Source organism: Stenotrophomonas sp. PFBMAA-4 (genome assembly GCF_030053215.1).
Taxonomy (GTDB): domain Bacteria; phylum Pseudomonadota; class Gammaproteobacteria; order Xanthomonadales; family Xanthomonadaceae; genus Stenotrophomonas.
Genome location: NZ_JASGBW010000018.1, coordinates 1 through 18600, shown reverse-complemented (window position 1 = coordinate 18600; position 18600 = coordinate 1). Strand labels below are relative to the sequence as shown.

The 18600-nt window shown below is 67.3% G+C and carries 19 protein-coding genes and 1 pseudogene; 17 read left to right on the top strand and 3 right to left on the bottom strand.

Annotation, left to right across the window (positions count from 1 at the left end; genetic code table 11):
* The first annotated feature begins 101 nt into the window (after nt 1-101).
* The 4 genes from QMZ26_RS12465 to QMZ26_RS12450 all read left to right on the top strand — a co-directional run bounded on the left by QMZ26_RS12465 (nt 102) and on the right by QMZ26_RS12450 (nt 2544).
* On the top strand, nt 102-1109 hold the full coding sequence (locus tag QMZ26_RS12465; RefSeq protein WP_079223455.1) for a methionine ABC transporter ATP-binding protein: 1008 nt from the start codon (nt 102-104) through the stop codon (nt 1107-1109).
* A complete protein-coding gene (locus QMZ26_RS12460) occupies nt 1106-1795 on the top strand; it encodes a methionine ABC transporter permease (protein ID WP_079223454.1) in 690 nt (229 codons plus the stop codon). Before QMZ26_RS12465 ends, QMZ26_RS12460 begins: the two co-directional genes overlap by 4 nt.
* Nucleotides 1796-1955: 160 nt before the next feature.
* Nucleotides 1956-2234, top strand: a complete 279-nt coding sequence (locus QMZ26_RS12455) for a type II toxin-antitoxin system RelE/ParE family toxin (protein ID WP_283221672.1) — start codon at nt 1956-1958, stop codon at nt 2232-2234.
* A gap of 10 nt (nt 2235-2244) precedes the next feature.
* The gene (locus QMZ26_RS12450) at nt 2245-2544 is read left to right on the top strand and encodes a HigA family addiction module antitoxin (RefSeq protein ID WP_283221631.1); all 300 of its coding nucleotides are present in this window, start codon (nt 2245-2247) and stop codon (nt 2542-2544) included.
* Between the two features lie 42 nt (nt 2545-2586).
* On the opposite strand, the gene QMZ26_RS12445 is transcribed toward QMZ26_RS12450, so the two are convergent.
* A complete protein-coding gene (locus QMZ26_RS12445; RefSeq protein ID WP_283221630.1) occupies nt 2587-3189 on the bottom strand; it encodes a lipocalin family protein in 603 nt (200 codons plus the stop codon).
* A gap of 125 nt (nt 3190-3314) precedes the next feature.
* Here QMZ26_RS12445 and QMZ26_RS12440 point away from each other — a divergent pair, with 125 nt between their 5' ends.
* Nucleotides 3315-3629, top strand: coding sequence for a hypothetical protein (locus tag QMZ26_RS12440; RefSeq protein ID WP_108747401.1), 315 nt, complete (start codon nt 3315-3317; stop codon nt 3627-3629).
* A gap of 69 nt (nt 3630-3698) precedes the next feature.
* Nucleotides 3699-5795 carry a prolyl oligopeptidase family serine peptidase gene (locus QMZ26_RS12435; RefSeq protein ID WP_283221629.1) on the top strand — a complete coding sequence of 699 codons (2097 nt, stop codon included), beginning with the start codon at nt 3699-3701 and terminating at the stop codon, nt 5793-5795.
* Nucleotides 5796-5941: 146 nt separating this feature from the next.
* Here the strand turns inward: QMZ26_RS12435 and QMZ26_RS12430 are convergent, their stop codons facing one another.
* Nucleotides 5942-7129, bottom strand: coding sequence for a pyridoxal phosphate-dependent aminotransferase (locus QMZ26_RS12430; RefSeq protein WP_283221628.1), 1188 nt, complete (start codon nt 7127-7129; stop codon nt 5942-5944).
* A gap of 145 nt (nt 7130-7274) precedes the next feature.
* Here QMZ26_RS12430 and QMZ26_RS12425 point away from each other — a divergent pair, with 145 nt between their 5' ends.
* The 9 genes from QMZ26_RS12425 to hslU all read left to right on the top strand — a co-directional run bounded on the left by QMZ26_RS12425 (nt 7275) and on the right by hslU (nt 15064).
* Nucleotides 7275-9386 carry a S9 family peptidase gene (locus QMZ26_RS12425; protein ID WP_283221627.1) on the top strand — a complete coding sequence of 704 codons (2112 nt, stop codon included), beginning with the start codon at nt 7275-7277 and terminating at the stop codon, nt 9384-9386.
* Between the two features lie 54 nt (nt 9387-9440).
* Nucleotides 9441-9863, top strand: coding sequence for a YbaN family protein (locus QMZ26_RS12420; protein WP_079223441.1), 423 nt, complete (start codon nt 9441-9443; stop codon nt 9861-9863).
* Between the two features lie 118 nt (nt 9864-9981).
* Nucleotides 9982-10233, top strand: a complete 252-nt coding sequence (locus QMZ26_RS12415; RefSeq protein ID WP_200752693.1) for a lipoprotein — start codon at nt 9982-9984, stop codon at nt 10231-10233.
* On the top strand, nt 10226-11077 hold the full coding sequence (gene dapF, locus QMZ26_RS12410) for a diaminopimelate epimerase (protein ID WP_283221626.1): 852 nt from the start codon (nt 10226-10228) through the stop codon (nt 11075-11077). The genes QMZ26_RS12415 and dapF overlap by 8 nt, the downstream gene beginning before the upstream one ends.
* Complete coding sequence (locus QMZ26_RS12405; RefSeq protein ID WP_283221625.1) at nt 11074-11748, top strand: DUF484 family protein; 675 nt, start codon at nt 11074-11076, stop codon at nt 11746-11748. The genes dapF and QMZ26_RS12405 overlap by 4 nt, the downstream gene beginning before the upstream one ends.
* A 16-nt stretch (nt 11749-11764) precedes the next feature.
* Nucleotides 11765-12646 carry a tyrosine recombinase XerC gene (gene xerC / locus QMZ26_RS12400; RefSeq protein WP_283221624.1) on the top strand — a complete coding sequence of 294 codons (882 nt, stop codon included), beginning with the start codon at nt 11765-11767 and terminating at the stop codon, nt 12644-12646.
* A 157-nt stretch (nt 12647-12803) separates the two neighbouring features.
* Nucleotides 12804-13004, top strand: a complete 201-nt coding sequence (locus QMZ26_RS12395; RefSeq protein WP_200733973.1) for a DUF3079 domain-containing protein — start codon at nt 12804-12806, stop codon at nt 13002-13004.
* A 74-nt stretch (nt 13005-13078) separates the two neighbouring features.
* Nucleotides 13079-13630, top strand: a complete 552-nt coding sequence (gene hslV, locus QMZ26_RS12390; RefSeq protein WP_079223431.1) for an ATP-dependent protease subunit HslV — start codon at nt 13079-13081, stop codon at nt 13628-13630.
* Between the two features lie 60 nt (nt 13631-13690).
* Nucleotides 13691-15064 (top strand): ATP-dependent protease ATPase subunit HslU, encoded by a 1374-nt coding sequence (hslU, locus tag QMZ26_RS12385; RefSeq protein WP_283221623.1) that lies wholly within the window; start codon nt 13691-13693, stop codon nt 15062-15064.
* 186 nt (nt 15065-15250) lie between these two features.
* Here the strand turns inward: hslU and QMZ26_RS12380 are convergent, their stop codons facing one another.
* Complete coding sequence (locus QMZ26_RS12380; protein ID WP_200733975.1) at nt 15251-15904, bottom strand: TetR family transcriptional regulator; 654 nt, start codon at nt 15902-15904, stop codon at nt 15251-15253.
* Between the two features lie 236 nt (nt 15905-16140).
* Between QMZ26_RS12380 and smeD the strand changes: the two genes are divergently transcribed.
* Both smeD and smeE read left to right on the top strand, forming a co-directional pair.
* Entirely contained in the window at nt 16141-17328 is a 1188-nt protein-coding gene (gene smeD, locus QMZ26_RS12375; RefSeq protein WP_108747396.1) for a multidrug efflux RND transporter periplasmic adaptor subunit SmeD, read from the top strand.
* 12 nt (nt 17329-17340) lie between these two features.
* Nucleotides 17341-18600 (top strand): annotated as a pseudogene (smeE, locus tag QMZ26_RS12370) (multidrug efflux RND transporter permease subunit SmeE); the annotation flags it as partial.

Sequence of the window (18600 nt, the reverse complement as noted above, 5' to 3'; positions counted from 1 at the left end):
GAACCAAAAGGAATAACATTCTGGCCCAAGGCGCAGGCGCGCAACCGCCTGCGCTGGTAGGCTGCACGCCCCTTCCATCGCCCCGCCGGTGAGCCACGCCCGTGATCGAGTTCCAGCGCCTGCACAAATCCTATGCCGTTGCCGGCCGCCAAGTCAGCGCGCTGCAACCGCTGGACCTGACCATCGAGGCCGGCGAAGTGTTCGGCATCATCGGCCATTCCGGCGCGGGCAAGTCGACCCTGATCCGCATGATCAACCGCCTGGAGGAACCCAGCGGTGGGCGCCTGCTGATCGGCGGCGAAGACATCACCGCGCTGGATGCCGACGGGCTGCGCGCGCTGCGCCGGCGCATCGGCATGATCTTCCAGCACTTCAACCTGCTGTCCTCGCGCACCGTGGCCGGCAACGTGGCCTTCCCGCTGGAACTGGGCGGCATGGCCAGGGCCGAGATCGACGCGCGCGTGGCCGAGCTGCTGCAGACCGTGGGCCTGCAGGACCACGCGGCGAAGTATCCGGCGCAGCTGTCCGGCGGCCAGAAGCAGCGCGTGGGCATCGCCCGGGCGCTGGCGACCCGCCCGCAGATCCTGCTGTGCGACGAGGCCACCAGTGCGCTCGACCCGCAGACCACCGCGTCGGTGCTGTCGCTGCTGTCGAAGATCAACCGCGAGCTGGGCCTGACCATCGTGCTGATCACCCACGAGATGGACGTGATTCGTCGCGTCTGCGATCGCGTGGCCGTGCTGGATGCCGGGCAGCTGGTGGAAACCGGTCCGGTCACGCAGGTCTTCCTGCACCCGCAGCACCCGACCACGCGCCGCTTCGTCAGCGAATCGGAGCATGTGGACGAGGGCACGCTGCACCGTGATTTCGACGTGGTCGGTGGCCGCATCGTGCGCCTGACCTTCCTCGGCGGCGATACCTACGAGCCGTTGCTGGGCAGCGTGGCGCGGCAGACCGGCGTCGACTACAACATCCTGTCCGGCCGTATCGACCGGATCAAGGACACCCCGTATGGCCAGCTGGTGGTCGCCCTGGTGGGCGGTGACCAGTCCGCCGCGCAGGCCGCGTTCGTGGCTGCCGGCGTGCACGTTGAGGAACTGCGCCGATGATCGTCGCCACTGCTGAAGGTTTCTTCCGCCACCTGGATGCGGACAAGTGGGTGGATATCGGCAAGGCCACCATCGAGACGCTGCTGATGATGGCCGGCTCGCTGCCGCTCACCCTGGCCATCGGCCTGCCGATGGGCGTGCTGCTGTACGTGTTCGGTGCGCCGCAGATGAAGCGCCGGCCGCTGGCCTATGGCGTGCTGGCGATCGTGGTGAACCTGCTGCGCTCGGTGCCCTTCATCATCCTGATGGTGGTGCTGATTCCGGTGTCGCTGTGGTTGATGGGCCAGTCGATCGGCGTGCTCGGCACGTTGCCGGCGCTGGTGATCGGTGCGGCGCCGTTCTATGCGCGCCTGGTGGAAACCGCGCTGCGCGAAGTGGACCGTGGCGTGGTCGAGGCGGCGCAGTCGATGGGTGCCACCACCTGGCAGCTGGTGACTCGCGTGCTGCTGCCCGAAGCCCGTCCGGGCCTGATCGCGGCCGCTACGGTCACCACCGTCGCCCTGGTCGGCTTCACCGCCATGGGCGGCGCGATCGGTTCGGGTGGCCTGGGCGACCTGGCGCTGCGCGAAGGCTACCAGCGCAACCGCACCGACGTGGCCCTGGTCACCGTGGTGGTGCTGCTGATCCTGGTGCAGCTGCTGCAGATGCTCGGCGACCGACTGGTCGCGCACTACACCCGCAAGTAACCCGGTGCCGGGCGTCGCCCGGCGTCGTTCGGGAAGCGCCGGGCCATGCCCGGCGGCGGCGTGACACAATCCGTCCATTGAAAACCTGAATCGCCGAACCGGGACTGGCAGCACATCCAGCCTCTTGGTATATTCCGTTTCGCGTAATACGTTTCGCGGAATGATCCGGTCCTTCCGCTGCAAGCACACCCGCGCCTTGTTTGAAGGCCACTGTCTACGCGCCTGGCTGCCGATTCGACGGGCAGCGGAACGCGAGCTGCAGATGCTCGACTCGGCACAGACGCTGGCGTTCCTGCGCAGTCCGCCCGGCAACCGGTTGGAGGCGCTGGCTGGTGACCGCAGGGGGCAGCACAGCCTGCGCATCAATGATCAGTGGCGGTTGTGTTTCATCTGGACCGACAGCGGCCCTGAATCCCTGGAAATTGTTGACTACCACTGAGGCATTCGCCATGAAGCCAACCGACAACCGCATGCGGGCCATCCATCCCGGCGAGATCCTGCGCGAGGAGTTCCTTTCCCCGCTGGCCCTGAGCGTGAATGCACTGGCGAGGGCATTGGATGTTCCGGCCACCCGCCTGCATGCCATCGTTCACGGCGAACGTGCGATCACCGCTGATACCGCTGCCCGGCTGGCGCGCCATTTCGGCGGGGATGCTGCATCGTGGCTGGCGCTGCAGGCGGCCTACGACCTGAAGACGTTGGCCACCCTTGGCGAGATCGAGCGCCGCGTGCAGCCGCGGGCCGCGTAGCGCGTGGCAGTTAGCGCCGGGCCATGCCCGGCGGCGCTTTGCTCAACGCACGTTCGGGACTTCGTAACCCAGCTTGCCCACCTGATCGGGGTGCTGCGGCACGCGCTTGAGCTTGTCGGTGTTGACGCCGTACTCGTCGCGCAGGCGCTCGGCCAGCTCCTTGTACAGCGCTTTGTCCATGTCCGGCTGGCGCGCGAAGATCCAGGCCATTTCCCGGCCCGGGTAGCCGATCATCGCCCACGAATAGTCCGGGGCCACTTCCAGCACGCGCGAATGGGTCGGCACGATCCGGTAGAACCAGGTGCGCCAGGCGTGGTTGCCGCTGTCGGCGTCGACGCTGGCGCGTGCGCGCACTTCCTGCTGGGGCGCACTGAAGCCTTCGCGGTAGCGGTAGACGATGCCCACCTTGTTGTCTTCGCGCAGCGTGTACTCGTTGACGCTGGCCACGTGCCCGCGTTCGATGAAGTTCGGCACGCGGCCGATCACATACCACGTGCCCATGAAGCGCTGCAGGTCGATCGGCGCACCATATTCGGATGCCCCCGATGCGCTGGCGCGGGGTGACGGCGGGTCGCTGGCGGCCAGTGCGGGGCCTCCAAGGGACAGAGCCAGCAACACGGCGCAGAACGGGCGGATCGAGGACATGCGGGAGCGAGCTCCATTGGGTGCCCAAGCATGGTCGACTGTGTGTGCTCGATCCGTCAATGGTGTCGCAGCTCTTGAGAAGGCGGCGCGCCAAGCTGGCCACCATCGAATCGCCGAGAACGCCCATGAACGCTCGCTCTTCCCGTCGCAACCCTGCTGAACGCGACAGCTTCGCATCCGACCGCCGCCTGCTGCGCAGCGTGCAGCAGCTGGCCCTGGCCGGCCTGGCCCTGGTGCTGGTGTGGCCGGCCGCGCGCGGCAGCAGTGTCTGGCTGGGCTGGCTGCCGCTGTGGCTGGTGGGCATGCCGCTGGCGGCCTGGTGGGCGCTGCTGGGCTGTCCGTTGCCGTTGCGGGCGTGGCTGCGCCGCCTGCGCCAGCCGGGGGTACAGGCCCGTCGCCTGCCGGCGCGCGCGCGTCGCACGCGTACCGCCGCGGCCTGACCTTCGACACGGGGGCGGGCCCGGGGATCCGTGCTAGCGTTCCAGCGCTTATGACTGCCTGGAACCGCAATGTCACGACTCGCTTCCGCCTGCCTGTTGGCCGGCATGATGACCGCTGCTTCGGTGGGGACCGCCGTGGCCGCTGAAGAAACCGACCGTTACGCCTGGCTGGAGGACGTCACCGGCGACAAGCCGCTGTCCTGGGTCAAGGAACAGAACGCCAAGTCCGAGGGCCGCCTGGCGCAGACCCCGGCCTTCAAGCAGATGGAAGCCAGCATCCGCGAGGTGCTCGATTCGGACGCCAAGATCCCCGGCGTGCAGAAGATCGGCGACTACTACTACAACTTCTGGAAGGACCAGCAGCACGAGCGCGGCCTGTGGCGCCGCACCACCCTGGCCGAGTACCGCAAGGCCTCGCCGCAGTGGGAAACCGTGCTCGACTTGGATGCACTGAACAAGGCCGAGGGCGAGAACTGGGTCTGGCACGGTGCCGACTGCCTGCGTCCGGATTACAGCCGCTGCCTGATCGCGCTGTCGCGCGGCGGCGCCGATGCCGATGTCACCCGCGAATTCGACTTGGCCAACAAGACCTGGATCAAGGACGGCTTCTTCCGCCCCGAATCCAAGGGCGGCCTGGGCTGGATCGACCGCGACTCGGTGTTCGTCTACACCGATTTCGGCGCCGGTTCGATGACCACCTCCGGCTATCCGCGCGTTGCCAAGCTGTGGAAGCGCGGCACGCCGCTGGCGTCGGCCAGCGTGGTCTATGAAGGCAAGCCGGAAGACATGTACATCGCGGCGATGCACGATGACACCCCGGGCTTCGAGCGCAACCTGGTCAGCCGCACGCTGGCGTTCTACAACAACGAGGTCTACCTGCGCGCCGACAACGGCACGCTGACCAAGATCGACGCGCCGAACTCGGCGGAAAAGGGCCTGCACAAGCAGTGGCTGACCCTGGAACTGCGCGACCCGTGGACCGTGGGCGGCAAGACCTACGCCTCCGGTTCGCTGCTGGCGACCCAGCTGGACGATTTCCTGGCGGGCAAGCGTGATTTCGAAGTCCTGTTCACCCCGACCGCGACCACCTCGCTGGCCGGTGCGACCTGGACCAAGAGCCACCTCGTGCTGAACGTGCTGGATGACGTCAAGAACCGCCTGTCGGTGCTGACCCCGGGCGCCAGCGGCTGGCAGAAGAGCGAGTTCGTCGGTGCGCCGGCCTTCGGCACCCTGGCCGTGGGCGCGGTGGACAGCAACGACAGCGATGCGGTGTGGCTGACCGCCACCGATTACCTGACCCCGACCACCCTGGCCCTGGCCGAGATCGGCAAGGCCCCGGAAACGCTGAAGACCATGCCGGCCTTCTTCGACGCCGAGGGCAAGGTGATCGAGCAGCACTTCGCCACCAGCAAGGACGGCACCCGCGTGCCGTACTTCGTGGTGCACGACAAGGCGATGAAGCTGGACGGTTCCAACCCGACCCTGCTGTACGGCTACGGTGGCTTCGAGATCTCGCTGACCCCGAGCTACTCCGGTGGCATGGGCCGCGCCTGGCTGGAGAAGGGCGGCGTGTACGTGGTCGCCAACATCCGTGGCGGTGGCGAGTACGGCCCGCGCTGGCACCAGGCGGCACTGAAGCAGAACCGTCACAAGGCCTATGAAGACATGGCCGCGGTGGCGCAGGATCTGGTCAAGCGCAAGATCACCACCGCCAAGCACCTGGGCGTGCAGGGCGGCAGCAACGGTGGCCTGCTCACCGGCAACATGCTCACCCAGTACCCGGAACTGTTCGGTGCGGTGGTGGTGCAGGTGCCGCTGCTGGACATGAAGCGTTACAGCCACCTGCTGGCCGGTGCTTCGTGGATGGCCGAGTACGGCAACCCGGACACCAGCGACTGGGAGTTCATCAAGACCTTCTCGCCGTACCACCTGTTCGACCCGAAGAAGACCTACCCGCCGGTGCTGTTCACCACCTCCACGCGCGATGACCGCGTGCACCCGGGCCACGCCCGCAAGATGGCGGCGAAGATGATCGACGCCGGCAAGGACGTGACCTACTACGAGAACATCGAAGGTGGCCACGGCGGCGCAGCCAACAACGCGCAGGCCGCACACATGTCGGCCCTGGCCTACAGCTTCCTGTGGGAGCGGTTGGGCGGCAAGTAAGCAGAACGGAAAACGCCGCCCTCGAGCGGCGTTTTTCATTGGGTCCACCTATCCACGCATGGCGTGGATCTACCCCTGAACGTCACGCATGGCGTGGATCTACCAGTAGAGCCACGCCATGCGTGGATGCCGTTCGCGCCGGGCGATCAGGCGCCCCAGCTTTTCAACCCACGCGCAATGCGCTCCACCGCCTCCTGCAACCGCGGCACTTCCTGCGTATAGGCCAGCCGCACATGCTGGTTCGCGCGATGGAAGCCGAAATCAAGGCCCGGGGTGAACGCCACGTGCTCGGTTTCCAGGAAGTGCGCGCAGAACGCCTGCGCATCATCAGTGAAGGCGCTGACATCGGCATACAGGTAGAACGCGCCCTGCGGCTCCACCTCGATGCGGAAGCCCAGCTCGCGCAGTGCGGGCAGCAGGAAATCGCGGCGCTGGCGGAACGCCTCGCGACGCTGCTCGAAGATCGCCATTGATTCCTCGCTGAAACAGGCGAGGGCGGCATGCTGGGCGATGCTCGACGCGCTGATGTACAGGTTCTGCGCCAGCTTCTCCAGATCAGGCACGGCCGCCGGCGGTGCCACCAGCCAGCCGAGCCGCCAGCCGGTCATGCCGAAGTACTTGGAGAAGCTGTTCAGCACGAAGGCGCTGTCATCCACCTGCAGCACGCTGGGCGCATCCAGGCCATAGGTCAGGCCGTGATAGATCTCGTCCACCACCAGGTGGCCACCGCGCGCATGCAGCGATTTTGACAGCGCCGCCAGTTCGTCGGCCGACAGCACCGTCCCGGTCGGATTGGCCGGAGAAGCGACCAGCGCACCGACGCTGTCGGCGTTCCAGTGCTGTTCCACCAGCGAGGGCGTCAGCTGGTAGGCCGTATCGGGGCCAACCGGCACCAGCTGTGCGCCGCCTTCCACCAGGCGCAGGAAGTGGCGGTTGCAGGGGTAGCCGGGGTCTGCCAGCAGCCAGTGGCGGCCCGGGTCGACCAGCAGGCTGCTGGCCAGCAGCAGCGCACCGGACCCACCCGGGGTGACCAGGATGCGTTCGGGGTCGATATCCAGCGCGTAGTGGCTGCGATAGAAACCACTGATGGCCTGGCGCAGGGCGGGCAGGCCGCGTGCGGCGGTGTAGCGGGTGTGGCCGGCGGCCAGTGCGGCCTGGCCGGCGCGCACGACCGGCTCGGCGGTGGTGAAGTCCGGTTCGCCGATCTCCAGGTGGATCACATCGTGGCCCGCCTGTTCCAGCGCCTGCGCGCGGGCCAGCAGGGACATCACGTGGAACGGGGCGATTTCATGGCTGCGCCGGCTGTAGCCCGGCGTGTGGGGCAGGGTACTCATGCGCCCATGGTACGCCGGGCGGCAAGGGTGCGCCGCAGCGGTGGTAGAGTCGAGCTTGCTCGACTGCGGTTGCGGTCAGTCGAGCAAGCTCGACTCTACCTATGCCACGGACGCCATTGCGTAACCGCACCAGGACCCCTATCTCATGAAATCCACCCTCTGCCTGTTGCTTGCCAGCCTGATGACCAGCACCGTTACCGCCGCCACCCCGCCCGTTCCGCCGGATGCCGCCAAGCACCCGCACGTGGTCAAGGCGCCGTTCGGCGCCACCCGCAACGACGACTACTACTGGCTGCGCGACGACAAGCGCGAGAACAAGGACATGCTGGCCTACCTGCAGGCCGAGAATGCCTACACCGACCAGCTGCTGGCGCCGCTGAAGCCGCTGGAAGACACCCTCTACAAGGAAATCGTCGGCCGCATCAAGCAGGACGATGCCAGCGTGCCGGCGCGCGAGCGCGGCTACTGGTACTACAGCCGCTACGAGACCGGCCAGGATTACCCCATCCACGCGCGCCGCAAGGGCAGCATGGAGGCCGCCGAGGAAATCCTGCTGGACGTCAACACGATGGCCGCCGGCAAGGGCTACTTCAGCGTCGGTTCGATGGAAGTGAGCCAGGACAACCAGCTGCTGGCCTGGGCCGACGATGATGTCGGCCGCCGCCAGTACACGATCCGCTTCAAGGACCTGGCCACCGGCAAGGTGCTGCCCGACGTCATCACCGGCAGCTCCGGCGACCTGGTCTGGGCCGACGACAACCGCACCGTGCTGTATGTCGAGAACGATCCGGAAACGCTGCTGACCGTGCGGGTGAAGAAGCACGTGCTGGGCACCCCGGCCAGCGCCGACACCGTCGTCTATGAAGAGAAGGACGACAGCTTCTACATGGGCATCGGCCGCACCCGCGACGATCGCTTCATCACCATCGGCGTGCACAGCACCGTGTCCTCGGAAGAGCGCTACGCGCCGGCCAGCGACCCGACCACCTTCACCGTGCTGGCGCCGCGCCAGCGTGACGTCGAGTACGACGCCGACCACTACGATGGCCGCTGGGTGATCCGCACCAACGATGGCGCGAAGAACTTCAAGCTGGTCACCGCACCGACCGATACCACCTCCCGCGCGCAGTGGAAGGACTGGATCGCGCACGACGATGCGGTGTTCATCGAAGGCTTCGAGCTGTTCGATGCGTACACCGCCATTGCCGAGCGTTCCGAAGGCCTGGAGCGCATCCGCCTGCTGTTCAAGGATGGCCGCAGCGACTACGTAAAGGCCGACGAGCCGGCGTATTCGATGGGCCTGGGCGACAACACCGAGGCCGATACGCCGTGGCTGCGCTACGTCTACACCTCGATGACCACCCCGACCACCGTGTTCGAGCTGAACACCGCCACCGGCGAGCGCCGCCAGCTGAAGGTGCAGCCGGTGATCGGCTATGACGCCTCGAAGTACGAAACCGACCGCGTCTGGATCACCGCGCGCGACGGGGTGAAGGTGCCGGTGTCGCTGGTCTACCGCAAGGGCTACCAGAAGGACGGCAAGGGCGCGCTGTTCCAGTACGCCTACGGCAGCTACGGCATGTCGATGGACCCGTACTTCAACCAGACCGCGGTGAGCCTGCTCGACCGTGGCGTGGTGTATGCCATCGCCCATATCCGCGGCGGCCAGGAGATGGGCCGCGACTGGTATGAGAACGGCAAGCTGCTGCACAAGCAGAACACCTTCAACGACTTCATCGACGTCACCCGTGGCCTGGTGGCGCAGGGCTGGGCGGCCAAGGACCGCGTTGCCGCCTCCGGTGGCAGCGCCGGCGGCCTCCTGATGGGCGCGGTGGCAAACCAGGCCCCGCAGGATTACCGGGTGATGGTGGCGCAGGTGCCGTTCGTCGACGTGGTCACCACCATGCTCGACCCGACCATTCCGCTGACCACCAACGAGTACGACGAGTGGGGCAACCCGGAGCAGAAGCCTTACTACGACTACATGCTGTCCTACTCGCCCTACGACAACGTCAAGCAGCAGGCCTACCCGGCGCTGTTCGTGGGTACCGGCCTGTGGGATTCGCAGGTGCAGTACTGGGAACCGGCCAAGTGGGTGGCCAAGCTGCGTGACGACAACACCGGCCACTACCCGATCGTGTTCCGCACCAACATGGAAGCCGGCCACGGCGGCAAGTCCGGGCGCTTCCAGCGCTACCGCGAGCTGTCCGAGTCGTACGCGTTCGTGCTGCAGCAGCTGGGCATCGTCCAGCCGTGATCGCGACAGGGTGCCGGGCACTGCCTGGCACCCTGAACCGGTATCCTTGCGGCCATGACCGCACCTGCGCCACCGCCTCCGGATGACACCCCGCCACCGCGCGTGGTGCGTTTCCGCTGGGCGTGGTGGCTGCTGGCCTACGCCAGCCTCGGCACCGGCATCGTCGGCATCTTCGTGCCGGGCCTGCCGACCACCGTATTCATCCTGATTTCGGCCTGGGCCGCCTCGCGCGGCTCCGAGCGCCTGCACAACTGGCTGCTGCAGCACCCGCGCTTCGGCCCGGCCATCGCCAACTGGCAGGCGCACGGCGCCGTCAGCCGCTACGGCAAGTGGATGGCCACGATCACCATGGCCGTGTGCGCCGGCATCATGCTGTGGTGCGTGCCGATCGCCTGGGTGAAGTGGTTCTCCATCGGCAGCATGGCCGTGGTGGCAATCTGGCTGTGGACGCGGCCGTTGCCCCCGCCGGCGGGGTAGAGTCGACCGTTGGTCGACTGCTGTCCCGGCCGCCGGCGAAAACCCCGCGCTGCGCGCGATAGTCGACCAACGGTCGACTCTACCTACCGCTCAGCCGCCAATGGCTATACTCGGGCGCATGAAGATCCCCCATCGCAACGCCATCCTGATTCCGCTGGCAGCGGCCTCGCTGCTGTTCCTGTCCGCCTGTGGCAACAAGGGCCCGCTGGTACTGCCGCAGAAGCCGGTGCCGGTGGAAGAGACGGTCGAACCGGCCGTCGCGCCCGAAGCCAGCCCGGAAGCCACCCCCGCCGCGACCCAGCCGACCAGCGACGGCAGCCCCTCGGTTACCCCGGACCCGATCAAGCCGGTGGACGGTGGGGATGAGTAAGGCCGGCTCCACGGCCCTGCGCTTCAGCAAGATGCACGGCGCGGGCAACGATTTCGTAGTGATCGACCTGCGTGACGGCACGCCGCCGCCCACCCCTGAAGTGGCCGCGCGCCTGGCCGACCGCCACACCGGCGTAGGCTGCGACCAGATCCTGACCATCGAGGCCCCGCGCGCGGAAGGCTCGGTGGCGTCCTACCGGATCTGGAATGCCGATGGCTCCAATTCCGAACAGTGCGGCAACGGCGCGCGCTGCATCGCCGCCTGGCTGGTGCGCGAGGGCAGTGCGCAGGGCGAGCGCTTCGTGATCGACAGCCCGCTGGCCAGCCACGACGTGCAGGTGCTGGGCGATGGCCGCTTCTCGGTCGCCATGGGCGTGCCGGCGTTCGAGCCGGCGCAGGTGCCGCTGGTGGGCTTCGCCCATCCGCGCGATGAATACCTGATGCCGCTGCAGGGCGAAACCGTGCGCTTCTCGGCGGTGTCGATGGGCAACCCGCATGCGGTCATCGAAGTGGGCCTGATCGATGCCGCGCCGGTCGAGCGCGTCGGCGCGCTGCTGCAGCAGCATGCCTCGTTCCCGCAGTCAGTCAACGTGGGCTTCGCCCAGGTGATGGGCCCGGACCATGCGCGCCTGCGTGTGTACGAACGTGGCGTCGGCGAGACCCTGGCCTGTGGCAGCGGTGCCTGTGCGGCCGCCGTCACCCTGATGCAGCGCGGCCGCCTGCAGGGCGATGCACGCATCAGCCTGCCCGGCGGCGAGCTGCGCATCCAGTGGCCGGGCGACGGCCAGCCGGTGGTGATGGCCGGCCCGACCGCATTCGTCTTCGAAGGGGAGTGGACCGCATGAGTGAGACCGTCGACAAGCTCGGGGGCCATGACGTCGCTGCGTGGTTGCGGCGCCATCCCGGCTTCCTCAAGCAGTTCCCGGACCTGGCCCTGACCCTGGTGGTGCCGCGCGATGACGGCCCGACCGCGTCGCTGGCCAGCTACCAGCTGGAAGTGCTGCGCGAGAAGAACCGCGAGCTGGCGCGACGGTTGGCCGACCTGGGCGCCACTGCCCAGGTCAACGAGCGGTTGGCGGTGCGCACGCACCAGCTGACCCTGGCCCTGATGAAGCAGGACAACGCCGCCGACACCCTGCGTGCGATGGCGGCGTCGCTGCAGGAAGATTTTGCCGGTGACCTGGTGCGGCTGGTGGTGCACACGCCGGTGGCGGGCCTGGAGCAGGCCGAATGGCTGCAGGTGATTGCCGCCGACGACGCGCAGCTGGGCCCGTTCCGCGATTGCCTGAAGGACGGCGAGCCGATCTGCGGGCGCCTGCAGCCGGAAAAGAACGCGGTGCTGTACGGCGCGCGCAGCGACGAGGTGCAGACCACCGCACTGCTGCCGTTGTCCGGCATCGGCCTGATCGCCGTCGGCAGCCACGATGCCAACCGCTTCTACCCGGGCATGGGCACGCTGTTCCTGCGCATGATGGGTGATGCCCTGGTCGCCGGCCTGAAGCGCTTCGAGCGCTGAGCCGGGCCGCACGACGATGAGCGCGGTACAGCACTTCCTGCAGCACCTGCAGGTGGAACGGCGGATGTCGGCGCATACGCTCGACGCCTACCGTCGTGACCTGGACGCGCTGTCGGTGTGGGTGGAACCGCGCGGCGTGGCGGTGGAGGCACTGGATGCTGAAACGCTGCGCCAGTTCGTCGCCGACGAGCATCGTCGCGGGCTGTCGGCCAAGAGCCTGCAGCGCCGCCTGTCGGCCTGCCGCAGCTTCTATGCGTGGCTGCTCAAGCATGGACGCATCGAAGTGAGCCCGGCCGCGACCCTGAAGGCGCCCCGTGCGCCGCGTCGCCTGCCGCAGGTGCTCGATGCCGATGAAGCGGTGCAGCTGGTCGAACTGGAACCGGAAGGTGAGCTCGGCCGCCGCGACCGCGCGCTGCTGGAACTGTTCTATTCCTCCGGCCTGCGCCTGAGCGAAGTGTGTGCGCTGACCTGGCGCGACCTGGATTTCGACAGTGGCCTGGTCAACGTGCTGGGCAAGGGCAACCGCCAGCGCCGGGTGCCGTTCGGCCGCCCCGCACGCGAAGCGCTGCTGGCCTGGCGCGCGGAAAGCGGCGGTGGCCCGGCCACGCCGGTGTTCCCCGGCCGCAACGGGCCGATCAGCCAGCGTGCGGTGCAGATCCGCATCCGCCAGCTGGCCCAGCGCCAGGGCCTGTTCAAGCACGTGCACCCGCACATGCTGCGGCACAGTTTCGCCAGCCACATCCTGGAATCGTCCGGCGACCTGCGGGGCGTGCAGGAGCTGCTTGGCCACGCCGACATCGCCACCACCCAGATCTACACCCACCTGGATTTCCAGCACCTGGCCAAGGTCTACGACGCCGCGCACCCGCGCGCCAAGCGCCGCAACAAGGACGGGTAGCGCCGGGCCATGCCCGACGGTCGCGATGGCTTCCGGTTGAAAGGACGGGTAGCGCCGGGCCATGCCCGGCGGGCGCGATTGCCTCCGCTTGATCTGCATCAGGGCAGGGCGGGGCGCAGTGGCGCATCGTGGCCGCAGGCCACGAGGAACCGCCGCCATGGCAAAGCCCATTCCGCTGCATCCCAAGCATCCCGAGCGTATCTGCTGGGGCTGCGACCGCTACTGCGCGGCCGACGCGCTGGCCTGTGGCAACGGCTCGGGCCGCACCCAGCACCCCATCGAAACCCAGGGCGAGGACTGGTACATCGCCTGGGGCATCGAGCCGAATCCAGAGCGGCCTTCGCATGCCAAGCGCTGAACGGCAGCCATCCGCGCAGGCTTGATCGCTCCCGGCGCTGTCCCCATGTCCCGTGAACAGCTATCGGAGGCCGCATGGACCCCAGTCAGAATCCCAATGTTTTCCACGCCACCACCATCGTCTGCGTGCGCCGCGGCGACCACGTGGCCATTGCCGGTGATGGCCAGGTCACCCTCGGCCACACGGTGATGAAGGGCAATGCGCGCAAGGTGCGCCGCCTCGGCCGCGATGGCCAGGTGCTGGCCGGCTTCGCCGGTGCCGCCGCCGATGCCTTCACCTTGTTCGAGCTGTTCGAGGCCAAGCTGGAAAAGCATGGCCAGCTGCAGCGCGCCGCCGTCGAGCTGGCCAAGGATTGGCGTACCGAACGCCGCCTGGGCAAGCTGGAAGCCCTGCTGGCCGTGGCCGACAAGGAAACCTCGCTGATCATCAGCGGCACCGGTGATGTGATCGAGCCGGAGGACGGCATCATCGCCATCGGTTCCGGTGGTTCCTATGCCCTGTCGGCCGCGCGCGCATTGATGGCGCACACCGAACTGGATGCGCGCACGATTGCCAGCGAAGCGATCGGCATCGCCGGCGACATCTGCATCTACACCAACCGCAACGTGGTGGTCGAGGAGCTCTGACGCTCCCTGATCCGCCGGGCATGGCCCGGCGCTACCGACAACGAATTCGTGAGCACATCCATGTCGAAGATCGAAGTTTCCTCCGCCACCATGACCCCGCGCGAGATCGTGCAGGAACTGGACCGGCACATCGTCGGCCAGCACGACGCCAAGCGCGCGGTGGCCATCGCCCTGCGCAACCGCTGGCGCCGCATGCAGCTGGTGCCTGAGCTGCGCAATGAAGTGATGCCGAAGAACATCCTGATGATCGGCCCGACCGGCGTCGGCAAGACCGAGATCGCCCGCCGCCTGGCCACCCTGGCCAACGCGCCGTTCGTGAAGGTCGAAGCGACCCGCTTCACTGAAGTGGGCTACGTCGGCAAGGACGTCGAGCAGATCATCCGCGACCTGGCCGATACCGCGGTCAAGCTTTACCGCGAGCAGGCCAAGGTGCGCGTGCGTACCCAGGCCGAAGAGCGCGCCGAAGACCGCATCCTCGATGCGCTGTTGCCGCGCCGCAGCGGCGGCATCGGTTTCGACCCGGAAGTGGCCCGCAACGAGCCGTCGGCGCAGGACAACGAGACCCGCATCAAGTTCCGCAAGATGCTGCGCAACGGCGAGCTGGACGATCGCGAGATCGAGCTCGACCTGGCGGCCAACGTCAGCATGGACATCATGACCCCGCCGGGCATGGAGGAAATGGGTCAGCAGCTGAAGTCGATGTTCGCCAACCTCGGCGGCGGCGCCAAGGCGCACAAGCGCACGCTGACCATCAAGGCCGCGCGCCCGCTGCTGGTGGAAGAAGAAGCCGGCAAGCTGGTCAACGAGGACGATATCCGCACGGCGGCGATCGAAGCCTGTGAACAGCACGGCATCGTCTTCATTGATGAGATCGACAAGGTCGCCAAGCGTGGCGATAACGTGGGCGGTGGTGATGTCTCCCGCGAAGGCGTGCAGCGCGACCTGCTGCCGCTGGTGGAAGGCTCCAACGTGTCCACCAAGTACGGCACGATCAAGACCGACCACATCCTGTTCATTGCCTCGGGCGCGTTCCACCTGGCCAAGCCCAGCGACCTGATCCCGGAGCTGCAGGGTCGTTTCCCGATCCGCGTGGAACTGGGCGCGCTGAGCAAGAACGACTTCGTGCGCATCCTGACCGAGCCGAAGGCCGCGCTGACCAAGCAGTACGAAGCGCTGCTGGGCACCGAGGGCGTCAAGGTCAGCTTCACCGCCGATGCCATCGACCGCCTGGCCGAGATCGCCTTCCAGGTGAACGAGCGCCAGGAAAACATCGGTGCGCGCCGCCTGCACACCGTGCTGGAGCGCCTGCTGGATTCGCTGAGCTACGAAGCACCGGACCGCGACGGTGAAACCCTGGCCATCGACAGCGCCTACGTCGATGCGCACCTGGGTGAACTGGTGCAGGACCCGGACCTGAGCCGCTACATCCTGTAACACCAGGCGGGGTCGGATCCCTCGCACCAGCGAGGGCTCTGACCCCAAGCCCAGCAACAGAAAAGGCCGCCGAAAGGCGGCCTTCTTCGTTTGCGCGTACGGCATCCACGCATGGCGTGGATCTACTGCAGCGCTGCCTGCTCACACCGCCCCGGTAGCGCCGGGCCATGCCCGGCGGATCCAACCCTACGGCAGCGGCTCGGGAATCGAGCCCGGCACGAACACGCCTTCCTTCACGTAGGCGGCCAGGGTCATGTCCAGCGCGAGCATGCCGTCGCGCTTGAGGTCCATCAGTTCCGGTTCGACCATCGCTCCGTGCAGCACGCCCAGCACGGTGGCGTGCAGCATGCGCGCGGCGATCTTCGGGTCGGCGCCGTCGCGCAGCTGGCCCAGGTCCTGGGCACGGCGCAGGGCACGCTCCATCCGGTCCAGCGCGTCGCGGAACCCGGACTGCTGCAGCTCGGCCAGCGCCCGGCTTTCCGAGGAGGCATCGCTGCGCAGCATGATTTCCATGGTCTTGCGCAGGCGCTCGTCCTCGGACAGTTCGATGAACGAGTAGATCATCACCGCGCGCAGGTCGTGGATCGGCGTCCGCCGTTCGTCGCTGGAGGTGCGCTCCAGTTCCTGCATGAAGGGCAGGTGCACCCGCTGGATGATCGCGGCCAGTACCTCGGTCTTGTTCTTGAAGTGCCAGTAGACCGCGCCACGGGTATAGCCGGCGCGGGCGCCGATCATCTCCAGCGTGGTCCGGGCCACGCCGTGTTCATGGAAGCAGGCCTCGGCAGCATCAAGGATGCCTTCGCGGGTTGCCTGGGTGTCCTCTTTCGTCTTGCGCGCCATGGGTCCGTGAGTGGGTACGAGTGCCGGTGAAACCTGGCTGAATTGTACCCCTTTACAAACAAACAATCATGTATGTATATTTCGCCCCCATGCTCCCCGTCGTGTATGCGCGCTGGCTGATGCCTGCGCCATGCGCGGGGATGCCTGCCCGCTGCGACATCCGCGCCCCCGGACCGGGACGCGGCTGCGTATCACGGCAAGCTGAGAATCTTTTCCCTTCCCCGAGCCCCAGCCCCATGCCCCTGACCCGAATCCGCCCCTTCCTGCTGTCGCTGGCCATCGCCGCGACCGTGGCCGCCTGCGGTGGCCAACCCGAACAGCCCGAGCAGGGCCCCGGCCAGGTGACCGTGGTCACCCTGAAGTCGGAAAGCGTGGGCCTGACCCGCGAACTGCCGGGCCGCACCAATGCTTTCCTGGTGGCCGAAGTCCGCCCGCAGGTCAGTGGCATCGTCGCCAAGCGCCTGTTCACTGAAGGCGGCCTGGTGAAGGAAGGGCAGCCGCTGTACCAGATCGAAGACGCCAGCTACCGAGCCCAGGCCAACAGCGCCCGCGCCCAGCTGGCCCGTGCCGAGGCCACCGCCAACGCCGCGCGCCTGAGCGCCAAGCGCATCACCGAGCTGGCCAAGGTCGATGCGGTCAGCCAGCAGGACCTGGAAAACGCCGTCGCCACGCAGAAGCAGGCCGAGGCCGACGTCGGTGCCGCCAAGGCCGCGCTGGATGCGGCCAACGTCACCCTCGGCTATGCCCGCATCACCGCGCCGATCAGCGGCCGCATCGGCAAGTCCAGCGTCACCCAGGGCGCGCTGGTCAGTGTCGGCCAGGCCGACGCGCTGGCCACCGTGCAGCAGCTCACCCCGATCTACGTCGACCTGACCCAGTCCTCGGCCGAGCTGCTGCAGCTGCGCCGCGAACTGGCCGCCGGCCGCCTGCAGGACAACCAGACCCTGCCGGTCACCATCCTGCTGGAAGACGGCAGCGAGTTCCCGCACAAGGGCGCGCTGGAGTTCTCCGAAGTGAGCGTCGACCCGACCACCGGCAGCTACGCGCTGCGGGTGAAGGTGGACAACCCCGAGGGCCTTCTGATGCCGGGCATGTACGTGCGCGCGGTGATCGGCGGCGGCGTGCGCGCCGATGCCGTGCTGGTGCCGATGCAGGGCATCGCCCGTGATGCCAAGGGCGATACCAGCGCCATGGTGGTCGGCAAGGACAACAAGGTCGAAGTGCGCCCGGTGAAGGTCAGCCGCGCGCTGGCCGACAAGTGGCTGGTCGAGGACGGCCTGCAGCCGGGTGACAAGGTCATCGTCGAAGGCCTGCAGAAGATCGGCCCCGGCATGCCCGTGCAGGCCACCGAGAAGGGCGCCGCCCCGGCACAGCCGGACGCCGCCCCGCAGCCTGCCGCCCAGCCGGCCGGCGAAGCGAAGTAAGCGGAGAATTCCATGGCACGTTTTTTCATTGATCGACCCATCTTCGCGTGGGTGATCGCCATCATCATCATGCTGGCCGGTGCGCTGGCGGTGATGAAGCTGCCGGTGTCGATGTATCCGGAGGTCGCCCCGCCGGCCGTCGAGATCAGCGCCACCTACCCGGGTGCATCGGCCAAGGTGGTCGAGGACTCGGTGACGCAGATCATCGAGCAGAACATGAAGGGCCTGGACGGCCTGATCTACTTCTCCTCCAACAGCTCGGCCAACGGCCAGGCCACCATCACCCTCACCTTCGAAGCCGGTACCAACCCGGATATCGCCCAGGTGCAGGTGCAGAACAAGCTGCAGCTGGCCATGCCGCTGCTGCCGCAGGAAGTGCAGCGGCAGGGCATCAACGTGGCCAAGTCGAGCAGCGGCTTCCTGCAGGTGCTCGGCTTCGTGTCCAACGATGGCAGCATGGATGCCAACGACATCGCCGACTACGTGGGCTCCAATGTCGTCGACACGCTCAGCCGCGTGCCGGGCGTGGGCAACATCCAGGTGTTCGGTGGCAAGTACGCCATGCGCATCTGGCTGGATCCGAACAAGCTGCACACCTACAAGCTGTCGGTCGATGAAGTGACCGCGGCGATCACCGCGCAGAACGCACAGGTGGCCATCGGCCAGCTGGGTGGTGCGCCGTCGGTGAAGGGCCAGCAGCTCAACGCCACCATCAACGCGCAGGACCGCCTGCAGACCCCGGAACAGTTCCGCAACATCCTGGTGCGTGGCGGCACCGATGGCAGCGAACTGCGCCTGGGCGACGTCGCCCGTGTCGAACTGGGTGCGGAAAGCTACGACTTCGTCACCCGCTACAACGGCAAGCCGTCCACCGGTATCGCCATCACCCTGGCCACCGGCGCCAACGCGCTGGCCACGGCCGAAGGCGTGCGCACCGCGCTGGACGAAATGAAGGCCAGCTTCCCGGCCGGCCTGGAAACCGTCGTGCCCTACGACACCACCCCGTTCGTGCAGGTCTCGATCAAGGGCGTCATCAAGACCCTGATCGAAGCGATCGTGCTGGTGTTCGTGGTGATGTACCTGTTCCTGCAGAACTTCCGCGCGACCCTCATCCCGACCATCGCCGTGCCGGTGGTGCTGCTGGGCACCTTCGGCGTGCTGGCCATGCTCGGCTTCTCGGTCAACATGCTGACCATGTTCGCCATGGTGCTGGCCATCGGCCTGCTGGTGGACGATGCCATCGTGGTGGTGGAGAACGTCGAGCGCATCATG

Excerpts from the sequence above, each read along its gene's own strand:
- hslV (WP_079223431.1), top strand. The coding sequence starts at position 13,079 with ATGGACCCCAGTCAGAATCCCAATGTTTTCCACGCCACCACCATCGTC.
- QMZ26_RS12455 (WP_283221672.1), top strand. The coding sequence starts at position 1,956 with ATGATCCGGTCCTTCCGCTGCAAGCACACCCGCGCCTTGTTTGAAGGC.
- QMZ26_RS12425 (WP_283221627.1), top strand. The coding sequence starts at position 7,275 with ATGAAATCCACCCTCTGCCTGTTGCTTGCCAGCCTGATGACCAGCACC.
- QMZ26_RS12440 (WP_108747401.1), top strand. The coding sequence starts at position 3,315 with ATGAACGCTCGCTCTTCCCGTCGCAACCCTGCTGAACGCGACAGCTTC.
- QMZ26_RS12420 (WP_079223441.1), top strand. The coding sequence starts at position 9,441 with ATGACCGCACCTGCGCCACCGCCTCCGGATGACACCCCGCCACCGCGC.
- QMZ26_RS12415 (WP_200752693.1), top strand. The coding sequence starts at position 9,982 with ATGAAGATCCCCCATCGCAACGCCATCCTGATTCCGCTGGCAGCGGCC.
- smeD (WP_108747396.1), top strand. The coding sequence starts at position 16,141 with ATGCCCCTGACCCGAATCCGCCCCTTCCTGCTGTCGCTGGCCATCGCC.
- xerC (WP_283221624.1), top strand. The coding sequence starts at position 11,765 with ATGAGCGCGGTACAGCACTTCCTGCAGCACCTGCAGGTGGAACGGCGG.
- QMZ26_RS12435 (WP_283221629.1), top strand. The coding sequence starts at position 3,699 with ATGTCACGACTCGCTTCCGCCTGCCTGTTGGCCGGCATGATGACCGCT.
- QMZ26_RS12460 (WP_079223454.1), top strand. The coding sequence starts at position 1,106 with ATGATCGTCGCCACTGCTGAAGGTTTCTTCCGCCACCTGGATGCGGAC.
- QMZ26_RS12395 (WP_200733973.1), top strand. The coding sequence starts at position 12,804 with ATGGCAAAGCCCATTCCGCTGCATCCCAAGCATCCCGAGCGTATCTGC.
- QMZ26_RS12445 (WP_283221630.1), bottom strand. The coding sequence starts at position 3,189 with ATGTCCTCGATCCGCCCGTTCTGCGCCGTGTTGCTGGCTCTGTCCCTT.
- QMZ26_RS12450 (WP_283221631.1), top strand. The coding sequence starts at position 2,245 with ATGAAGCCAACCGACAACCGCATGCGGGCCATCCATCCCGGCGAGATC.
- dapF (WP_283221626.1), top strand. The coding sequence starts at position 10,226 with ATGAGTAAGGCCGGCTCCACGGCCCTGCGCTTCAGCAAGATGCACGGC.
- QMZ26_RS12430 (WP_283221628.1), bottom strand. The coding sequence starts at position 7,129 with ATGAGTACCCTGCCCCACACGCCGGGCTACAGCCGGCGCAGCCATGAA.
- hslU (WP_283221623.1), top strand. The coding sequence starts at position 13,691 with ATGTCGAAGATCGAAGTTTCCTCCGCCACCATGACCCCGCGCGAGATC.
- QMZ26_RS12405 (WP_283221625.1), top strand. The coding sequence starts at position 11,074 with ATGAGTGAGACCGTCGACAAGCTCGGGGGCCATGACGTCGCTGCGTGG.
- QMZ26_RS12380 (WP_200733975.1), bottom strand. The coding sequence starts at position 15,904 with ATGGCGCGCAAGACGAAAGAGGACACCCAGGCAACCCGCGAAGGCATC.